Origin of the sequence: Nocardia sp. NPDC047654 (assembly GCF_043205035.1) — a bacterium.
Lineage (GTDB): Bacteria > Actinomycetota > Actinomycetes > Mycobacteriales > Mycobacteriaceae > Nocardia.
In genome coordinates this window covers 59,707-77,424 of record NZ_JBIDDF010000012.1, presented here as the reverse complement: position 1 = coordinate 77,424, position 17,718 = coordinate 59,707, and the positions used below count along the sequence as shown (strand labels likewise).

General features: G+C 65.1%; 15 protein-coding genes and 1 pseudogene. 10 read left to right on the top strand and 6 right to left on the bottom strand.

Features of this window, described 5'->3' with window-relative positions:
- The first annotated feature begins 90 nt into the window (after positions 1-90).
- From ACGF7Y_RS25900 to ACGF7Y_RS25880, 5 genes are all read left to right on the top strand, one after another.
- The gene (locus tag ACGF7Y_RS25900) at positions 91-300 is read left to right on the top strand and encodes an FAD-dependent monooxygenase (RefSeq protein WP_393237558.1); all 210 of its coding nucleotides are present in this window, start codon (positions 91-93) and stop codon (positions 298-300) included.
- Between the two features lie 656 nt (positions 301-956).
- A complete protein-coding gene (locus ACGF7Y_RS25895) occupies positions 957-1,796 on the top strand; it encodes a hypothetical protein (protein ID WP_393237555.1) in 840 nt (279 codons plus the stop codon).
- 95 nt (positions 1,797-1,891) lie between these two features.
- Entirely contained in the window at positions 1,892-2,791 is a 900-nt protein-coding gene (locus ACGF7Y_RS25890; protein ID WP_393237552.1) for a class I SAM-dependent methyltransferase, read from the top strand.
- Between the two features lie 418 nt (positions 2,792-3,209).
- A complete protein-coding gene (locus ACGF7Y_RS25885) occupies positions 3,210-3,599 on the top strand; it encodes a hypothetical protein (RefSeq protein ID WP_393237550.1) in 390 nt (129 codons plus the stop codon).
- 319 nt (positions 3,600-3,918) lie between these two features.
- Complete coding sequence (locus tag ACGF7Y_RS25880; protein ID WP_393237547.1) at positions 3,919-4,335, top strand: SRPBCC family protein; 417 nt, start codon at positions 3,919-3,921, stop codon at positions 4,333-4,335.
- Between the two features lie 797 nt (positions 4,336-5,132).
- Here the strand turns inward: ACGF7Y_RS25880 and ACGF7Y_RS25875 are convergent.
- Positions 5,133-6,512, bottom strand: a complete 1,380-nt coding sequence (locus ACGF7Y_RS25875; protein WP_393237544.1) for a DEAD/DEAH box helicase — start codon at positions 6,510-6,512, stop codon at positions 5,133-5,135.
- 401 nt (positions 6,513-6,913) lie between these two features.
- On the opposite strand from ACGF7Y_RS25875, the gene ACGF7Y_RS25870 reads away from it, so the two are divergent.
- Both ACGF7Y_RS25870 and ACGF7Y_RS25865 read left to right on the top strand, forming a co-directional pair.
- Entirely contained in the window at positions 6,914-7,471 is a 558-nt protein-coding gene (locus ACGF7Y_RS25870) for a TetR/AcrR family transcriptional regulator (RefSeq protein WP_393237541.1), read from the top strand.
- Between the two features lie 65 nt (positions 7,472-7,536).
- A complete protein-coding gene (locus ACGF7Y_RS25865; RefSeq protein WP_393237539.1) occupies positions 7,537-8,427 on the top strand; it encodes an alpha/beta hydrolase in 891 nt (296 codons plus the stop codon).
- 418 nt (positions 8,428-8,845) lie between these two features.
- Here ACGF7Y_RS25865 and ACGF7Y_RS25860 read toward each other — a convergent pair whose 3' ends face one another.
- Together ACGF7Y_RS25860 and ACGF7Y_RS25855 are read right to left on the bottom strand one after the other, a co-directional pair.
- Positions 8,846-9,844, bottom strand: coding sequence for an NADP-dependent oxidoreductase (locus ACGF7Y_RS25860; protein ID WP_393237911.1), 999 nt, complete (start codon positions 9,842-9,844; stop codon positions 8,846-8,848).
- A 151-nt stretch (positions 9,845-9,995) separates the two neighbouring features.
- A complete protein-coding gene (locus ACGF7Y_RS25855; RefSeq protein ID WP_393237536.1) occupies positions 9,996-10,625 on the bottom strand; it encodes a TetR/AcrR family transcriptional regulator in 630 nt (209 codons plus the stop codon).
- A gap of 240 nt (positions 10,626-10,865) precedes the next feature.
- Between ACGF7Y_RS25855 and ACGF7Y_RS25850 the strand changes: the two genes are divergently transcribed.
- Together ACGF7Y_RS25850 and ACGF7Y_RS25845 are read left to right on the top strand one after the other, a co-directional pair.
- Positions 10,866-11,699, top strand: coding sequence for an alpha/beta fold hydrolase (locus ACGF7Y_RS25850; protein WP_393237533.1), 834 nt, complete (start codon positions 10,866-10,868; stop codon positions 11,697-11,699).
- A gap of 136 nt (positions 11,700-11,835) precedes the next feature.
- Positions 11,836-12,696, top strand: a complete 861-nt coding sequence (locus ACGF7Y_RS25845) for an alpha/beta fold hydrolase (RefSeq protein WP_393237531.1) — start codon at positions 11,836-11,838, stop codon at positions 12,694-12,696.
- Between the two features lie 166 nt (positions 12,697-12,862).
- Here the strand turns inward: ACGF7Y_RS25845 and ACGF7Y_RS25840 are convergent.
- Both ACGF7Y_RS25840 and ACGF7Y_RS25835 read right to left on the bottom strand, forming a co-directional pair.
- A pseudogene (locus tag ACGF7Y_RS25840) lies at positions 12,863-13,688 on the bottom strand (Tn3 family transposase); the annotation flags it as partial.
- 80 nt (positions 13,689-13,768) lie between these two features.
- Positions 13,769-14,374 carry a TetR/AcrR family transcriptional regulator gene (locus ACGF7Y_RS25835; protein ID WP_393237529.1) on the bottom strand — a complete coding sequence of 202 codons (606 nt, stop codon included), beginning with the start codon at positions 14,372-14,374 and terminating at the stop codon, positions 13,769-13,771.
- 138 nt (positions 14,375-14,512) lie between these two features.
- Here ACGF7Y_RS25835 and ACGF7Y_RS25830 point away from each other — a divergent pair, with 138 nt between their 5' ends.
- A complete protein-coding gene (locus ACGF7Y_RS25830) occupies positions 14,513-15,742 on the top strand; it encodes an alpha/beta fold hydrolase (RefSeq protein ID WP_393237526.1) in 1,230 nt (409 codons plus the stop codon).
- Between the two features lie 156 nt (positions 15,743-15,898).
- Here the strand turns inward: ACGF7Y_RS25830 and fadD11 are convergent, their stop codons facing one another.
- Positions 15,899-17,704, bottom strand: a complete 1,806-nt coding sequence (fadD11, locus tag ACGF7Y_RS25825) for a fatty acid--CoA ligase FadD11 (RefSeq protein WP_393237523.1) — start codon at positions 17,702-17,704, stop codon at positions 15,899-15,901.
- Between the last annotated feature and the right edge of the window lie 14 nt (positions 17,705-17,718).

The following is a 17,718-nucleotide window of genomic DNA, read 5'->3' as shown; positions in this document are numbered from 1 at the left end:
ATCGCACGGCAACCCATCGGGCGCGACTGCCTCGCACTCGATGGGTTGCCCGCCGGTACCGGTGTCATCAGCCACGTTCACCAGCATTCGATGACCGGTTCACCGGAGACGCTCAGCGACATGAACACCTGGCACACGGGCCGGATAGCCCTCGTCGGCGACGCCGGCTACTGCGCCTCTCCGCTGTCGGGGCAGGGCGCGGACCTGTCGCTGGTCGGCGCCTACACCCTCGCGGGTGAATTGGCCACCGCCGCTTCGGAGCTGAAACGCCGAGGCGGAGGACGTGGAGCGGTCAACTGATCCACGTATCCGAACTGCGTTCGAGGTGGACTACTGTCCAGCGATGCCGGAGTCAGGGCGCACAAGCTTCGCCGAGGGGCAGATCGGTGAATTGGGGCGTCAGTTGCTCGACGCGGCAGCCTTCGGCAAATCCATCTCGCGCTGGAGATGGTTGCGGCGTTCAGGGAATCGCTGTCGTTCGGGACCTTCAGTGCCGACACCGTGCCCGCGCCGGACAAAGGCGCCGCGACCGCCGAACTGTTCGCCGCCGCAGCTCGTGGCGAGTTGAACGCGTTCGTGCACGAGACGCTTTCCCTGGCGCAGGCCGTTGTGGCCCATCGAAACTGGCAGCAGGCGAGGTATTCGGCAGAATCGTGCTCACACCATCCGGGAACTGGACGACACCGCATCCCCCGCACCATCAACACCCGCACATGCCGTGTCAGGAGCGATCGGATGCGGGCTTCGGCTGCGGCATCAACTCCATCCTTACTACCATGGGTTCACGATCTAGCCCGCGAAGGATGTTGCGCTGGGCAGGTTGTGTTGCTCAACGGATTGTCGAGTGCTGGTAAGACCAGCCTGGCATGTCAGGGTTGTTTCGCCGAACGCTTGGCTATGATCGGAGTGCCAAGACTATGCGAGCCGTAGCTCATCTCGAGGTAGGCGAGGGACCGATGGTGAGTAACGAACACTCACGGCCCGCTCAACGGCGACAAGCCAATGAGCGTGCGATCTACCGCCAGTTGCGCGAGCAAGACATGGCATTCGGTAGCGCCACCCCGTCCCCTCATCAGTTGGTGGCAGTTGTCTTCGACAGCGACCTGTCGAAAACTGGCGACCTCACCAGGAGGATTCGCGTCATACTCCGCCTCGGCAATCTGCAGGAGCGAACGCCAGAATATCGTTGGCGTATTCCACATCCGCCGCGACGGCCGCCGTTCGCCCTGGACATTCGAGTGCTTCCGAATCCTTTGGCGTATCGCATCGAGCAAGCAGAGATATCGACCGATGTTGCCTGCACCACCGTTGTTTTCGATCTGACGGACTGCGCAGAGGGAAGGGTTATCGAGTTAGTATTCAGCTACTCACTTGAGAATTCGATAGATATAACGCGCCGTGGTCTATTCTCTACGAGTCACACCTTCGTCTGGACATACACCTTCGTATCTCATACCGACTACTTCGAGACCAAACTCGGTTTTCCGAGAGGTGCGAGCCTGAGCGTCGACAGTAACGAAACCTCGCTACATGCCTTCGAACGCACTGCGGAGATCGACGGGCGTGCGGTGTACTCGTACACGAGCTGGGAGCCGCGGCAAGGTCAGACAATCAGCGGCTGCGTGACGTACCGAATCTGGTCGTCGGCGATCGAGCCGGTCATCGCGATTGCGGGTGGCGCCGTCATCGCCATTCCTGCTGCATTCGCAACGAATGTGCTGACGGGCGTAATAACCTTCGGCCTTGCCGCGCTGGTTACCGGCTTCGCCCAAGGCATGATCGGCCGACTGAAGTGAGTTGCACCCAGCGTTTCGGCAATGTCGAAAATCGGCCACCACACCGTGGGGGTAATATGCCGCACAGAGGGCCTCGAGTATTCGATTGGAATTCCTTGCCTGCCGACTATGCAGACCGGTACGAGCACCTGAACGACGAATATGGGCAACTCTATTCGACTGCAGCCCAACGGCTGATGACAGTGTCGGGAATCTCTCGTGGTGGTGTGGTAATCGATGTGGGCGCGGGCAGCGGCTTCTCCACTGAGATTCTAGCCCGCGGGGTCGGGAGGTGGGGCCATATGTTAGCGATTGATCCGAGCGTCCCGATGCTCGAGCGAGCCCGTGAGAGAGCCTATCCATGTCCGATCACCTTCCATAGGGGCGAGGCGGAAGAGATCCAGTCGATCGCAGAAGAGGAGGGGTTCCTCGGGTGTGATGCGGTTTTTTCCAGTTTCACCTACTATTACACTTCTCACGACAGGCCCTCACTCCACCGCGCCGTATTCGACGTTCTCAGACCTGGCGGTAGATGGGCATTCAACTTGACCAAGTATCTCGGCGAAATCAGAATTGCAGGAGACGAGTACAATGGATTCGGCAAAATCTATGTCGACCAGCTCAAATCTACCGTTGCGCGTCACGGTATCGATCCCGGCGTCCGGAACGACGAGTCATCCGGTCAGTTCACGGATACGGCCTGGGAAGCAGCGAAGCTACACGCGGCCGGTTTTGTCGACGTCGAGATCGAGGCCTGGCCGTTGCCATTGAAACCCAGTCAAGCATTTCGCTTCACACTCGATGGTTTCTATAGTCATGGATCGCGGGTCACCTTTCTGCCGTCGCTGATGAACGTTCCGATCGGCAAGCGTATCGCGCTCATGCAGGAAGCTCTTGCCGACTGCACGGAAGAACTCGACTCCCACTCCGCCCCACATATCGCGAATTTCGTCGCCCGACGTCCAGGACCTCATGGCGGCGAACGGAAATCATTGTTGCCGGCGCGGCCCGAATGAATTTCCTGCAGCCGCGCAGCCCATCACCGCGGAGGCCGGCCTTCCAAGACTGAGCGAAGTCACGTCCCCCATCTCGAGCACAACCGGCGAATCTGTCGCGAACCAACCCGATTGCAGCCGTCGCCCATTCGTTGCTGTGTGCCCGTGCGGGAATACAGCCCGCCCACTCTGCTCCCAGCGCAGGTTGCCCGCCGCCGCGCTGCGGCCGGACCGAAATCACAGCAGAACTCGGATCACCACGACGAGATGCAGAACCCAACTTCCAGAGCCCGGATGCGACAAGGCGTTCTCTGCGGACGGTTGCCTACGCCGTGCGCCGAATATCGAAGTTGAATTCGAGGTACGGCTCTGCGGCGGAGGGGATATGAGTGAGCGTGCTGTGGCGGCGACGGGTTCCGCGCCGTCAGCCTTCGCTGGTATGAATTCGGACATGATCATGGGGTTCGTCCAACTGGTCGTGGTCACCCTCGCCGCTCTGGCGCGGTTGACCTCGATGGGCTGGTTTCTGCTGATCGGCGTCCTGGTGTCGCTGGGGCTGGTCCCGCTGATCTTGTTCGGGCCGTTGGTGTTCGCCGGATTCTGCGCGCCCCATGCCGCCTGGCCTCTGTTGGTACTTGCCGATGTGCTTCTCCTCGCCACCGCGCTGACCCTGGCCGACGGCGGCGACAACGGCATGCTGATTCCGATTCTCGACGATCGCACAGCCAATTCGCACATGGGTCGCCGCGTGCACTGTATCGGAACCATCACCGGCGCGGCCTATCTCCTCGTGCTCGCGGCGCTGACGATCTGGACGCTGGTGGCCTAGCGATGCCCGCCGACTTCCCCGAGACCGATGCCGCCGGCCCCACCTGGGCACCGGCCACCCGTGCTTTGTCACCGCTGCCGTAGTCGACACCCGCTGGCGGGTTCTGCGCCGCAACCCGTCTCCGAGCGGTGCGAAGTCGACCGCGGCGACCGCCTCGGCGGGCCTGGCCTTCGGTCGAGATATCGCCCTGACTTGGCGCCGTCGCCGGTCCCAGGTGACGGAATTCAGGTGGTAAGGATGCAGGCCAGCACGGTTTGTCGTTGCTGTCCGATACCTTCGGCATCAGTGCGGACAAGGTTTCGCGCGGTAGGTTGGCACCATGGCCTCCATTCGGCATGAAGTCATCATCGATGCGTCGCCACAACATGTTTGGGATGTCGTGCGCGACGTGGGCGCCGTTCACAAGCGGCTACTACCCGGCCGAGTTCTCGATACCCGCATCGACGGAGTACAGCGGTTCCTGATGTTCCCCGACGGACATGTCGTCCGGGAGCTGATCGTTTCGAACGATGACCAAGCCCGCCGGTTGGCCTACTCCGTGGTCGAGGGATCCAGGCCCGCACTAGATCACCATCATGCCTCATTCGAGGTGCGGGACGAGGGGAATCAAGCTCGGCTCATCTGGATCAGCGACATCCTGCCCGACACCTTCGCACCAGAAATCCGGATCCGGACCGAGTTGGGTATCGCGGAGATGAAGAGGGCGATCGAGGCCACAGCCACGCACGGCTGCTAGCTGAGCCGGGCGTCCGGCATTCGGCATCCGGCACCCGGACGTTCGCAGCCGGTTAGATCAAGGTCGCGGACAGAGAATTGCAGCAGCTTGTCACCGAGGGCGGTTCCACCGCGATTGACCTGAACGGAATCAGACCGGTCGGTGCGGCCCGGCTCCTCCTCCGGGCTCGCCTACCGCAGCCGTGCTTGAGGCGCACTACCTTCTGCTGCGGATGTCCTGCGCCACAGTGTGTCGCACCCGGAGATCACGTGCCCCGCTGTATGTCGGTGCGTCCGACATACGGGATCGTCCCGTGTCATCAGCGGTTCGTGCCCAGTATTCGTTGCGCCTGTGCCGCGATATCGGCCGTTGTCCGGTGCAAGAGCAGCGACGTACGCGGGATCTCGAGGCAGTCCGGTTTCAGCGTTCGAGACGACGGAGCCCGATCATCGTCCGGGCACTGGCGTAAGTGTAGCGCCCTTCCCGTGTGCGGCGAGTTGACCGGGTTCGGTGAGGGCATCGGGATCGGCGTGTTCCGGGTGGAACAGGCGCGCTGACGCGGAGTCCGGGGACGGTGACGAGCGCGACGAGATCATCGTGGTCATGTCCCGGCGTGTCCTCTAGGCCACGCCCGCAGATTTCCCGGCTACGCAATCGCACGGCAACCCATCGGGCGCGACTGCCTCGCACTCGATGGGTTGCCCGCCAGTATCGGCGTCGCCACGTTCACCAGCATTCGATGAACTGTTCGCCGGAGACGCTCAGCGACCCGGCGACCCCGGCATGGGCTTGTCCGGGGGAGCGACCGAAAACGGGCCTTATGCGGCCGTTCCGCGCGCGGAGTGAGAGCGCGGCTTGGCGCGCGACCGACCTTGCGCCGCACTGCCGTTGCGACGGTCGCTGCCTTGGCGCGGTCCGCCACTGCCCCTGCGCGGTCCGCCGCTGCTACGGTACGGTCCGCCACTGCTACGGCGGTCGTCTTCACGTGCCGCCCGCTCGCTGTAGGAGGGCGCGACGAATGGGGCGATCGTGCCGACGAGCTCGGCTACCACGGGCGAATCGGCGGTGACCCGTTGCGGGGTCACAGTGATCTTGGCCTTGCGCATGAGGTCGGCCAGGTCGCGTCGTTCGCCGGGCAGCACCAGGGTGATCACTTCACCGGAGTTGCCCGCCCGGGCGGTACGGCCCGAACGGTGCAGGTACGCCTTGTGTTCGGCGGGCGGATCAACGTGCACGACCAGCTCGACACCGTCGACGTGCACGCCGCGCGCGGCCACATCGGTCGCCACCAGCACCAGGGCATCACCGGCGGCGAAGACCGCGAGGTTGCGGTCGCGGGCGCCCTGCGAGAGGTTGCCGTGCAGATCGACGGCCGGAATTCCGGCGAGGGTCAGCTGCTTGGCCAGTTTGCGAGCCTGATGTTTGGTGCGCATGAACAGGATTCGCCGACCCGAGCCGGAGGCGAGCCGGTGTACGACCTCGCGCTTGGCTTCGACGCTCGCGGTTTCGAAAACGTGATGTGTCATGGCGGCGACCGGGGAGTTCGCCTCATCGACGGAATGCAGCTTGGCGTCCGGCAGGAAGCGGCTGACCAGCTTGTTGACGCCGTTGTCCAGGGTGGCCGAGAACAGCAGGCGCTGACCGTCATTCGGGGTGGCCGCGAGAATACGGGTCACGCCTGGCAGGAACCCGAGGTCGGCCATGTGGTCGGCCTCGTCGATCACGGTTACCTCGACGGCGTCCAGGGAGATCAGACGTTGGTTCATCAGATCCTCGAGCCGGCCCGGGCAGGCGACGACTATGTCGACACCGGCGCGCAGCGCCCGGACCTGCCGGTTCTGCGGGACGCCACCGAAAATCGTGGTGACGGTCATGCGATAGGCCGCGGCGAGGGGTTCCAGCGCGGCCGTGATCTGGCTGGCCAATTCCCGAGTCGGCGCCAGCACCAGGCCGGTCGGGCGGCTCGGTGCGCGCCTACCGGCGAGACCGCCGCCGAGACGGTTGACCATCGGGATGGCGAAGGCGAGCGTCTTGCCGCTACCGGTCCGGCCACGGCCCAGCACGTGGCGTCCGGCCAGCGAATCGGGCAGGGTGTCGGTCTGGATCGGGAAAGGTTCGGTGATCCCGGCGCGAGTCAACGCCTTCACCAGCGGTGCGCTCACGCCGAGCGTGGCAAAAGAGATGTCAGCAGAACTCATAGGTGGTGCGGTGCCTTTCGGACATCAGGTGGTGCCCGAGCCGTCTGTGGACCTTCCGGGTCCGCGCCGGGGCACGAAATGGCGAGATTGCCGATGGGCAAAATCGATCGCCGTAAGAAGAGCGGATGCGGCAAGCGCTGGTTGCGAAGCGAATGCGATCTACGACGCTTGGCGTGACATGTCACGCACTCGATCAACAATAGCCTGTGATGGGCTGTTCGTACGCATCGGGTGACGTTTCTCGCCTCTGGCCCGGGCTGGGCCGCCAGTGTCATCTCCGCCAGAGGATAAATGGTCGCCACACCACCGACCTGGTTCGCGGGCGTTATCGGCCGTCGTACGGTGGTCGGATGCTTGACGGTCAAGACTTGCCGAGTGTGGGGCGGCCGCGGAACCGCACAGTGGACAGAGCACTGCTCGACGCCGCTGCGCGGCTGATCGCGCAGCGTGGGTACGGCGCGCTCACCCTGCAAGCGGTGGCCGAAGAGGCGGCGACGACGCGACCGGCGCTGTACCGGCGCTACGCGGACCGGGCCGAGCTGGTGGTCGCGGTCTTGATCGACCGCTACGGGGTACATCCCGGTTCGGAGGATCTGGGCGGTATCGAGGCGGAATTGTTCGCGATCCAGCGCCACCAGATGGAGTTGTTCACCGACGAAGTCTTGGGCAACGCATTGCCCGGCCTGCTCGATGACTTGTCGCGCAACGAGGCGCTCGCGGTCAGTTTCCATGAGCGATTTCTCCGGCCGCGCCGCAGATCCACCGCTTCCATCCTGGATCGGGCGGTGGCAAGGGGCGAGATAGAGCCGGGGACCGACCCGGAATGGATCTGCGATCTGATCACCGGGCCGATGATGATGCGTGCGCTGTTTCCGGCCGTCGGCCCCATCGATGAGCGTCTGGTACGGCTGACCGTGCGATCCGCGCTGGACGCCGTCGGATTTTCACAGTGTGATTGACGCCACTCGGGAGCGCCACTACCCTCGCATCATTACGTTCCATTCTGTAATGAAAGGGGCTCGCCGTGCGCGCCGACGTGGAGTTCGCCAGTAAGGGTGTGACGTTGCGGGGGTGGCTGTACCGCCCGACAGAGACAGTGGCTGACGCACCGCTGGTGGTGATGACGCACGGTTTCGCGGGAGTGAAGGAGTGGGTCGCCCCCTTCGCCGAAGTGCTGGCCGACGCGGGCCTCGCATGCCTGGTCTACGACCATCCCGGGTTCGGAACCTCCGACGGCGAGCCTCGTTTCGAGGTGGACCCGGTGGCGCAGATCGACGGATACCGCGACGCGATCACCTTCGCGCAGCAGCTCGAGGGCGTGGATGCGGAACGAATCGGGGTATGGGGGACGAGCTACGCGGGCGCGCATGCGCTCGTAGTGGCGGCCACGGACCGCCGGGTCCGCGCCGTCGTGTCGCAGGTGCCCCTGACTCGAGGCTGGGCGACCTTCACGCGGTTGGTTCCGTCGGTGCAACTGCCCCTTGTGCACGAGGCGATCGCCGACGATCGAAAGCAGCGCTTCGCCGGCGCGCCGCATGCCACGATCAAGGCGGCGTCGGACGATCCATCGGAACTGGTTGCCATGCCCGGCGTCGAGGTTCACCGGTGGCTCATGGACAACGGGCCTCAGGTTCCCACTTGGCGTAACGAAGTGACGGTCTCGAGTATCGATAAGTTCCAGTCCTACGCTCCCGAAGCCTTCATCCGCCGGGTCTCACCCACTCCGCTGCTGATGATCGTTGCCGCGAACGACACCCTCACACCGACCGATCTGGCGTTGCAGAGCTACGCCGAGGCGTTGGAACCCAAGCAGCTCGAACTGATCGAGGGGGGCCATTTCTCGGTGTACGAGGAACAGTTCGGCCAGGCATCGACCGCCGCGCGCGACTTCTTCGTTCGCCACCTGCGCAAGTGACCCCACGGGGCAGGTTCTCGGCCTTGTGGTGTCGCGACTCGGCCATCAGTTCGAGCAGGCTCGCGCCGGATTCGCCGAGGTGTGTCAGGCCGGAGTGCCGGAGTTCGTGTAGGTCCCAGCCGGTGGCGGGCCCATCGGTGGCGGTGGCGGCGTCGAGGAGATCGCGGGCCTGGTCGTAGGACAGCCGCGCGAGTCCGGTGTCGGGGCAGATGTCGCGGTCGGCGAGGTATTTGCCCGGTCCGGGGGCGGGATCACCGCAGGCCGTCTCCGACACTACCCCGGATGACAGCCCGTTATCCGGGGTAATGGACCTGATCGGCGCCTCCTGGTGCAAGAGCCCGGGGCGGCTCGCGGATGCGCCCGAATTAGTCCACCGGCGTGGTGGCTACCGCGGTTGTTTCCGTGATGGCGGGGAGGCTCAGTCCATCGTGATGACGACTTTGCCGTGGGCTTTGCCCTGTTCGACGAACGCGAGGGCTTCGAGGGTTCGGTCGAACGGGAAGGTTCGGTCCAGGACCGGCTGAAGGACGCCGGCGTCGTAGAGGGCGGCGAGGTCACGTAGTTGCGCTCCGTTGGCTTTCATGAAGAAGAACTCGTACCGCGCGCCCCGCTTCTTCGCGGCGTTGCGGATGTTGCGACTGAGAAGACCCAGCGGCAGCTTCATGAAACGGGGCAGGCCCAACTGCTTGGCGAAGCCGGCGTCGGGTGGGCCCGAGACTCCGATGGCCAGGCCTCCGGGTTTGAGTACGGTGACAGACTTTTCAAGGTTCTTCCCGCCGAGTGAGTCCAGTACGAAGTCGTACCCCGACAGCACCTGCGAGAAATCTTCCTTGGTGTAGTCGATGACAATGTCGGCGCCGAGCGCGCGCAGCCGGTCGGTGTCGCGACCGTTCGCGGTCGTGGCAACGTGCGCGCCGAGGTGCTTGGCGAGTTGAACGACGGTGGACCCCAGACCTCCGGCACCGGCGTGAACGAGGACTTTCTGACCGGGCCGCACGTGTGCGCGGTCGACCAGGATCTGCCAAGCGGCGAGAGCGACCAGCGGAACCGCTGCGGCTTCGTGCAAACTCAACGAGACCGGCTTGGATGCCGCATCGGCCTGATCGATCGCGATGTACTCGGCGAACGAGCCGATGCGCAGGTCGCGAGGCCGCGAATAGACCTCGTCGCCCACCGCGAAACCCTCTACTGCCGAACCGATCTCGGTGACTACTCCCGCGACGTCGTGTCCGAGGATGAATGGCTTGCGATACTTGAGTAGCTGTTTGAATTCGCCGTTGCGGATCATGGTGTCCAACGGGTTGATGCTCGCTGCGCTCACCTTGACCAGCACGTCGGTAGGGCCCACGGTCGGCTTCGGTACCACTGCGGCACCCAGGCCGTCCTTGCCGTATTTCCGGACGACGAACGCCTTCATGACAATCTGCCTTTCTGTTGGCCTCCGCGTGGGCGGCGGCGTGGAGGCCGTTGTGGGTACCTTGTGTGGCCGTATCGCGCGTCGACGAAACCCTTCATGAGGCTGCTTCTTCTTGTTGGGGCCGCCTGAAGAGCGGAGGTGCCTGTGCACGTCAGGTTTCGAGGAGCTTCTGGGCATTGCTGATTCCAGCGGCCAGGATCTCGTCGGACAGTGTCGGGTCGGAGACGGCGCGGGCAAGTTGCAGGGTGGCGACGAGAATGGTGAACAGTCCCAGTGCGGTGGTGCGCGCTCCAGCGGGGTCATCCGGGGACAAGCGCGCGGCGATCTCGTTGACGATGGCTTGCATGCCGTGGGTGTAATTCTGGCGCACGGCATTGTCGCAGCGGCCGACCTCGTCGAGCAGGGCGGCGTTGGGGCAGCCCGACTCTGGATGGTCGCGATGGAACGGCGAAAGATACTCGTGCACGAACTTTTCGATTGCTGCGCGTCCGGTCGGTAGCACGCTCAGGGTCTCGTGCTGGATGCGCAGCTGATCGGCCATCACGTTGGCCACCAGATCGCCCTTCGAGGCGAAGTGTGCGTAGAACGCGCCGTTGGTCAGGCCCGCGTCCGACATCAGTGTCGCGATGCCCGATGCATCGATGCCGGCCTGCTTGAAGCGTGCACTGGCGGTATCGATGATCCGGCGCCGGGTTTCGGCTTTGTGTTCCGCGTCATATCTCGGCATTGCTACTGACTTCCCGATCGCTATCGAAATCTCGTGCTTGCCAAAGTCTACCACATTGGCTTACGGTCGTAATATTACGATCATAAGTTAACTGGTGCAGATCCGGTGGGCCAACTTGTTATGACGTCGCCCAATGACCCGTTGACCCTGCCGTCCGGGCAGGGGCCCTGGACCCGCAACTGGCACGAAGCACGCAAATCCTGGCCGCATGGCCGAACTCGACGCACGTAGCGTCATCGCCCCCTGATCGCACTCGTCAGACAGATTCACAGGCTCTCCTGAGAAAGGCCCGCCATGACGACCTGGAAAGACGCACCCAACCGCACCATAGACGTCAACGGCACTACCTTCACCTACCGGGAACTCGGCGAACCCTCCGAGGTCCCCGTGGTGTTCCTGCACCATCTGACCGCGGTCCTCGACGACTGGGACCCCCGCGTCATCGACGGCATCGCCGCACACCATCGCGTCATCGCCTTCGACAACCGCGGCGTCGGCGCCACTGGAGGATCGGTGCCATCCACCGTCGAACAAATGGGCACCGACGCCATCGCGTTCATCCGCGCGCTCGGTCTGCAGAAAGTCGATCTGCTCGGGTTCTCACTCGGTGGCGGTGTCGCCCAGATGGTGGTCCTGCAAGCACCCGAACTGGTCCGCCGCCTGATCGTGGCCGGGTCTGGCCCCCGCGGCGGCGGCGGCATCGACAAGATGGGCTCCATCGTCGCCGTCGCCTACCTCAAAGCATTGCTCACCCTCAGCGACCCCCGCAACTTCCTGTTCTTCCCCCGCAACCCCGAAGGAAAACAGGCCGCGACCGACTACCTGCGCCGCCTCAAAGAACGGACCGACAACCGCGACAAGCGGATCTCGATCCAGGCCGCCATCGCCCAGATCAAGGCCATCCGGCACGCCGGCCGCTCCCAGCCCGACGACCTGTCCGTCGTCACCCACCCGGTCTTGGTCGCCAACGGCGATAACGACCTCATGGTCGCCAGCAGCCACTCCGCCGATATGGCGCGCCGACTACCCAACGCACAACTCGAGATCTACCCGAACTCCGGGCACGGCGGAATCTTCCAGCACCACCGGGATTTCGTGCCCGACGCGTTGCAATTCCTCGCCGAGTAACCATCCGGCTACCAGCAGAATGCATCAGCATGGCCTTCAACGAGGGCACCGCAACCCACCTACGGGGTGCTCCGACCACCGCACCCACCGCCAAGTCAGCAACTGTATTCAACCCGACCCCAGAAGGAGAAGCACCATGAGCACCGCCGACGAACCCGTCATCACCTCGTACGCGAACGCACCCGCGAAGACCCTCATCGCGGGAGGCGACACGTTCGCCTACCGCGAGCTCGGCCCCGCAGAGGAGATCCCGGTGGTCTTCTTCGTGCACCTCGCCGGCACCCTCGACAACTGGGACCCGCGCATCGTGGACGCCATCGCGAAGAACCGCCGAGTCATCACCTTCGACCAGCTCGGTGTCGGCGCATCCAGCGGCCGCGTCCCCGACACCCTCGAAAGGGCGGCCGACGACGCTTACACATTCATCACGAAGGGCCTCGGGTACGACAAGATCGACATCTTCTCCTTCTCCATGGGTGGCATGATCGCCCAGGACCTCGTCGTCAAGCACCCCGATCTGGTCCGCAAGCTCGTCCTCACCGGCACCGGCCCTCGCGGCGGGAAGGACATGGACAAGGTCATCGGCACCACCTATTGGGACATGCTCCGCGCTGCCGTGACCTTCTCCGACCCGAAGGAGTTCCTCTTCTTCAACCGTGACGACGAAGGCAAGAGGGCCGGCAAGGCATTCGTGAAGCGGCTCGAGGAACGCACCACGGACCGGGACAAGAAGATAAAGGTCTCCGCGTTCCAGACCCAGCTGAAGGCGATCGCGAAGTACGGACGCTCCACCCCTTCCGACCTGTCCGTCATCACCCAGCCCACGCTGATCGCCAACGGCGACAACGACCGCATGGTCCCCTCCGTCCTGTCCGAGGACCTGCACCAGCGGATCAAGAACAGCGAGTTGATCATCTACCCGAACTCTGGACACGGTGGCATCTTCCAGTACTGGCAGAAGTTCGCCCCTATCGCCGCGAAATTCCTCGCCCCCTGACCCGCCGTGCGCACACTCCGCCACCCCCGGACTGGACGAGTACCGGCAGATCCACCTCGCCGAACACAACCCCGGGCGCTGGCCCGCCATCGAGGGCGTCGAAACCACGATCGCCGAGGATCGCAAGATCGACGGCATCGCCGAAGTCACCTTCGAGAACGCGCTGTCCCCACTGGCCGGGCACAAGCAACGGGGCATTGATGATTTCTAGGAGCTCGTCCAGCAGTGCCTGGCGGTCTTCACCAGACTTGCCGCGTTCGGCGAGTTCGTCGCGCATCCGGCGTTCAGCGGTGGAGAACTTCGCCGAGATCGCCTGGTCGAACAGCGCCACCACTTCATCGAGGACTTCGGTGGCCGACTGTGCCAGCACAGTGAGCAGGATCGGATACCGGAGCTGCGGATCACGGCACTCGACGGCTTGCGGGGTCAGGCGGCGCCCATCGTGGCCAGGAACCGGCGCCGCTCCGCGGGCAGCACCGACATGTCCACAGTGTCCGCACCCAGGTTGCGCAGGAACCCCAGCTTGTCGACCTCAGCTTTCACCGCCGTCGCCGAGGCCTCCACCGGTCCGGTCGACAGCCACCGCAACCGTGACATCCCCAGCGAAGGATCGACATTCAGCAGCGCGTCCAGCTCCGCGACCGCTCGGGGGTGAAATCGTGCGCCAACCGGTCGTAGGTCTCAGCTTGGGCCTGGTGGCGGGCGTCCGCGACCCGCTCCACCACCGTCACCGGGCCCGGCCGGATCACCCGCGCCGAGATCAGATACTCACACGCCGGCCGGGACAACAACATCGGCGAATCGTGCTCCATCGCCCGTGCCAGCAGGAACTCATGCCGTGGGTGATCGGCACGCGCGCCGCGGCCGCGGGGCAGCGCCTCGGCAAACCCGTGGGGGTGTGCGGTGAAGCCGCGGCCGATCCGGCCTCGGCTTGCGTGCTGGTCGGCTCGGCGTCGGATCGCTGTCCATGGCGGCCGGCGCGGTCGCCGCGGGGCTCGCCGAGGTGACCCATAAGCAGTGCGAGCGGATCGGAGTGCGCTGCTGATACCGAGCGTGCCGACCGCTTCTCGGGTCAACGGCGTGCCGGGTCGATGTCGAGCGCGCGTTGGAGCTGGTTTGCCCACCAGCGCAGCTGAGCGGTCGAGTCTTGCGCTGCCGCGCCGGTGAGGCCGGCGCTCCGACGGAAGTCGCTGCCGTAGAGGGGCTCGGTTGCCATCGCCTGGTGGAGGGCGGCGACCGCGAGTCGTGTCTCGTCGAGGGAACTTCCGGGAGGCCGACTCCGATGCAGGGCGTCGACGACCGGGTCGAGCATGCCGGCACCAGGGTCGCGCCATCCCGCCGCGTGCAGCGCCACCGCGAGTTCGCCGTAGCCGCCCCGATACACGGACTCGAGGGACTCGACGAGCTCGAGGACATCGGTGCCGTGCTCCAGCCATACGGCGATGACGTCTCGGAGCGCGGCTCGAAGCCCGCGTCCACCGTGGCGAAGCAGTTCGGCGAGCAGCTTCTCGCGATTGCCGAAGTGATGGGAGACGCCGGCGTCGGTCATCCCCACCCGCGCTGCCACCGCGCGCACCTGTACAGCGGCGACGCCTCCCTCGGCCAGCAGCGAAGCCGCGGCGTCGAGGATCAACCGACGGGCTTCGTCCGGTGGTCTGCGCGTTCTCGAATTGGTCACCTCGGAAATCTTACCTTGACTGGCCAAGGTTTCCTTGCGTACCGTTACCTCGACGGCTCAAGGTAAATCGGAGAGGGGTATGTCGATGGTCGAAATCATGGAGTTGAGAACGAGATTCGGCACGGAGGTGGATCAGCGATGACAGACATGACCCTCACGCTGCGCGACGTCACACTTCGCGCCACGGTGACCGGTGCGGGCCCCACGGTCCTGCTGCTTCACGCGGGCCGAGAACGTCGCGACGTCTGGGCACCGGTCACGGAGGGGATGACCGAGTGCGGACTGCGGACGGTGGCCTTCGATCTGCGCGGGCACGGCGAGAGTTCCGGTCGGGCGACCACCTTGCGGGCGATCGCCGACGACGTGATCGAGATGGTGGCTCGCGAACCGGCGCCGATCGTCGTGGTGGGCGCCTCCCTCGGAGGGGTCGCCGCCGTCGCCGCCCTCGCGGAGTCGTCCGTCGCGCGGCGTGTCGCCGGCCTCGTGCTCGTGGACGTCGTCCCCGATATCGATGCGGATCGCGCCCGCCGCTGGCTCGACGACCACGGACTCCTCGCCCGCGATGCCGGGCTCGCCGACGACATTCTCGCGTCCCGCTCCGAACTCCACGCGATCATCGCGGCATCGGACCTGCCCATCCTGCTCGTGCGGGGAGGACCACTGTCTCCGCTCGCCGACGCCGACGTGGACCGGCTACGCACGGCCAACCGGCGCGTCACCGTTACCCGCGTACCGGACGCCGGGCATCTCGTCGCTCGCGACGCCCCGGCGGAACTCGCGCGCATCGTTTCGGCGCACGCCACCAAGTGGCTCGGGACCGACGACGTCGTCCGCCGCGCGTTCGAGCTACAGCGCACGCTCGGCGCCGAACAGATCGATCACCCAGGTGGGACCCTGTTCGAACACCTTCGCCGAGTGCACGCCCTCACCGTCGAATGGAACGCCGCGCCACGAACTCGGCTGGCATCGATCTGCCACGCGTCATACGGCACCGACGGGTTCCGGCACGCCCTGCTACCGACCACGGATCGCCGGCGGCTGGATCACGTCATCGGACCCGACGCGGCGGCGCTGGTGTACCTCTACGGCGCATGCGATCGCGCGCGCACCTACCGCGAGTTCGGCCGACGGCCCTTGCCCGTGACCGACAGATTCACCGGCGGCTCGAAGACGATCGAAGGAACCGAACTCCGCGATTTCGCCGTCCTGACCATCGCCAACGAGCTCGACATCGCCCGCCACGCCCAGCCGGCACCGTCGATTCGCAGCGATATCCGTGACCTCGTCGCCGCGCTGGCCACGTACGCGCCGGACGAGGCGGCGGTAGCGCTCGCCGATGAAGCGCTCGCTCGAGCGCGCGCCGAGTGAGCTCACCCGGCTGCTCGAAGCCGTCTTGGTGCTCGGCGATCCGCTCGCCGCCGACAGCGGCGGCTGGGTCGCGGGAGCGCTCCAGCACGACCCGAACCGTCGCGGGCAGGCTGTGCCTTGCCGAATCCTTCGGGGGCACAGTGCAACACCGGCAGGTCAGGATCGCTGGGGCTCATGCACCCCTGGTGCGAGCTCCTGTTTGTACAGGTCGGTGATATCGGAAAGATATTTCTCGGCAATGACTTTCCGCTTGAGCTTCATGGTGAGGGTGACTTCGTCACCACCGGCTTCCCAGAACACCGGGAGCACACGGAACCGTTTGATCTGCTCCACGCGCGAGAGCCGCTGATTGCCTGCGGCCACCCCGGCCGCGATCGTCCGCACGACGGTGGGATCGGCGGCCAAGGTGGCCGCGGACGCGTCGGGAAGTCCGTGCTGACGCGCGTAAGGTCCGGCGATTTCGACGTCGAGGACGATCAGCGCGGTGTTGTAGGGGCGCGCGTCGCCGATGACCGCGATGGCCCCGACGAGCGGTGCACTGGCCTTGATGGTGTTCTCGATGTTCGCCGGTGACATGTTCTTCCCGGCGGCATTGATGATCAGTTCCTTCTTGCGATCGACGATCTTCAGGTAACCGTCGGCGTCGATCTCCACGATGTCACCGGTGTGCAGCCAGCCGTCCGCGTCGATCGCCTCGCTGGTTTGCTCGGGCAGGCCGCGGTAACCCTTCATCACCAGCGGACCGCGCACATGCAGTTCGCCGTCGGCCGCGCGGCGGGATTCCATGCCGGGCAGAAGTTTTCCGACGGTACCCAGCTTGGCGTCGTCAGGATGGCTGACACTGCAGATGCACGACAACTCGGACATGCCCCAGATCTCCGCGATCGGGATGCCCAGTCCGGCGAAGAACGCCAGGGTCTGCGCCGGAATCGGCGCCGCACCCGACAGCGCCCAGCGCAGCCGATCGAATCCGAGGGCGGCGCGCAGGCCGCTCAGCACCATCTCGTCGGCCAGCTTCCACTCGGCAGCCAACCCGGTGGGTACCGGCTCCCCGGCCAGCTGGTGCTTGCTGCGCTCGCCGGCCACCCCCAGCGCCCACTCCAAGGCCTTGCGACGGGTCCCGTCCTGCTCGCCGGCCACCTTGATTTCGATGGCGGCTTTGAGCTTTTCCCACACCCTGGGCACTGCTCCCCAGACTGTCGGGCGCAGATCGGTGAGCGCGGCCGCGATGTTGCTCGCGTCTGACACACAGGTCACCTGGGTACCCAGCACTTCCTGGACGTACAGGGCGGTGAGCCGGTCGGCGATGTGGGCGGTCGGCATGAACGAGGTGATGGTGTCACCGAATTCGAAATGCAGCACGCTGTCGATGCCGTACACCTGGAACAGGAGGTTGGCGTGGGTGGTTTCCACCCCCTTCGGGTTGCCGGTGGTGCCCGAGGTGTAGATCAGAGTCGCGACGTCGCCGGGCTGGACCGCTCGCCAGGCCGCGTCGAAGTCGAAGTCGGCTGTGCCGGAACTGATCAGCTGATCGATCGACAGTGTGCCCGCCGGCGCGTCGTCGAGGCAGATCACGTGGTCGAGTTCGACCCCGCTGTCCCGCAGACGCGGTAGGAATTGCGGTTCACAGATCACCACGCGGGCGCGGGCATTGTCGAGGACGTAGGCGAGCTGCTCGGCGGGCAGGGTGTTGTACAACGAGAACGATGTCGCGCCGAGGTGTTGCGCGCCGACCTCGAGGGGATAGAAATCGATGCGGTTGGTCAGCATCAGCGCCACGGTGTCGCCGCGCCGGACGCCGAGTCGGGCGAGCCCGCCGGCCACCTCACGAACCTGGCGTGCGTAGTCCCGCCAGGTGAGGGTGCGGGCATTGCCGGGAGTGCGCAGTGCGATCGCGTCGGGATCGATCGACGCGGTGTGCTGGAACGCTGCGGGCAGCGTGTCGAAGCGAGCAGGGCTCACGGAACTGACCTTTC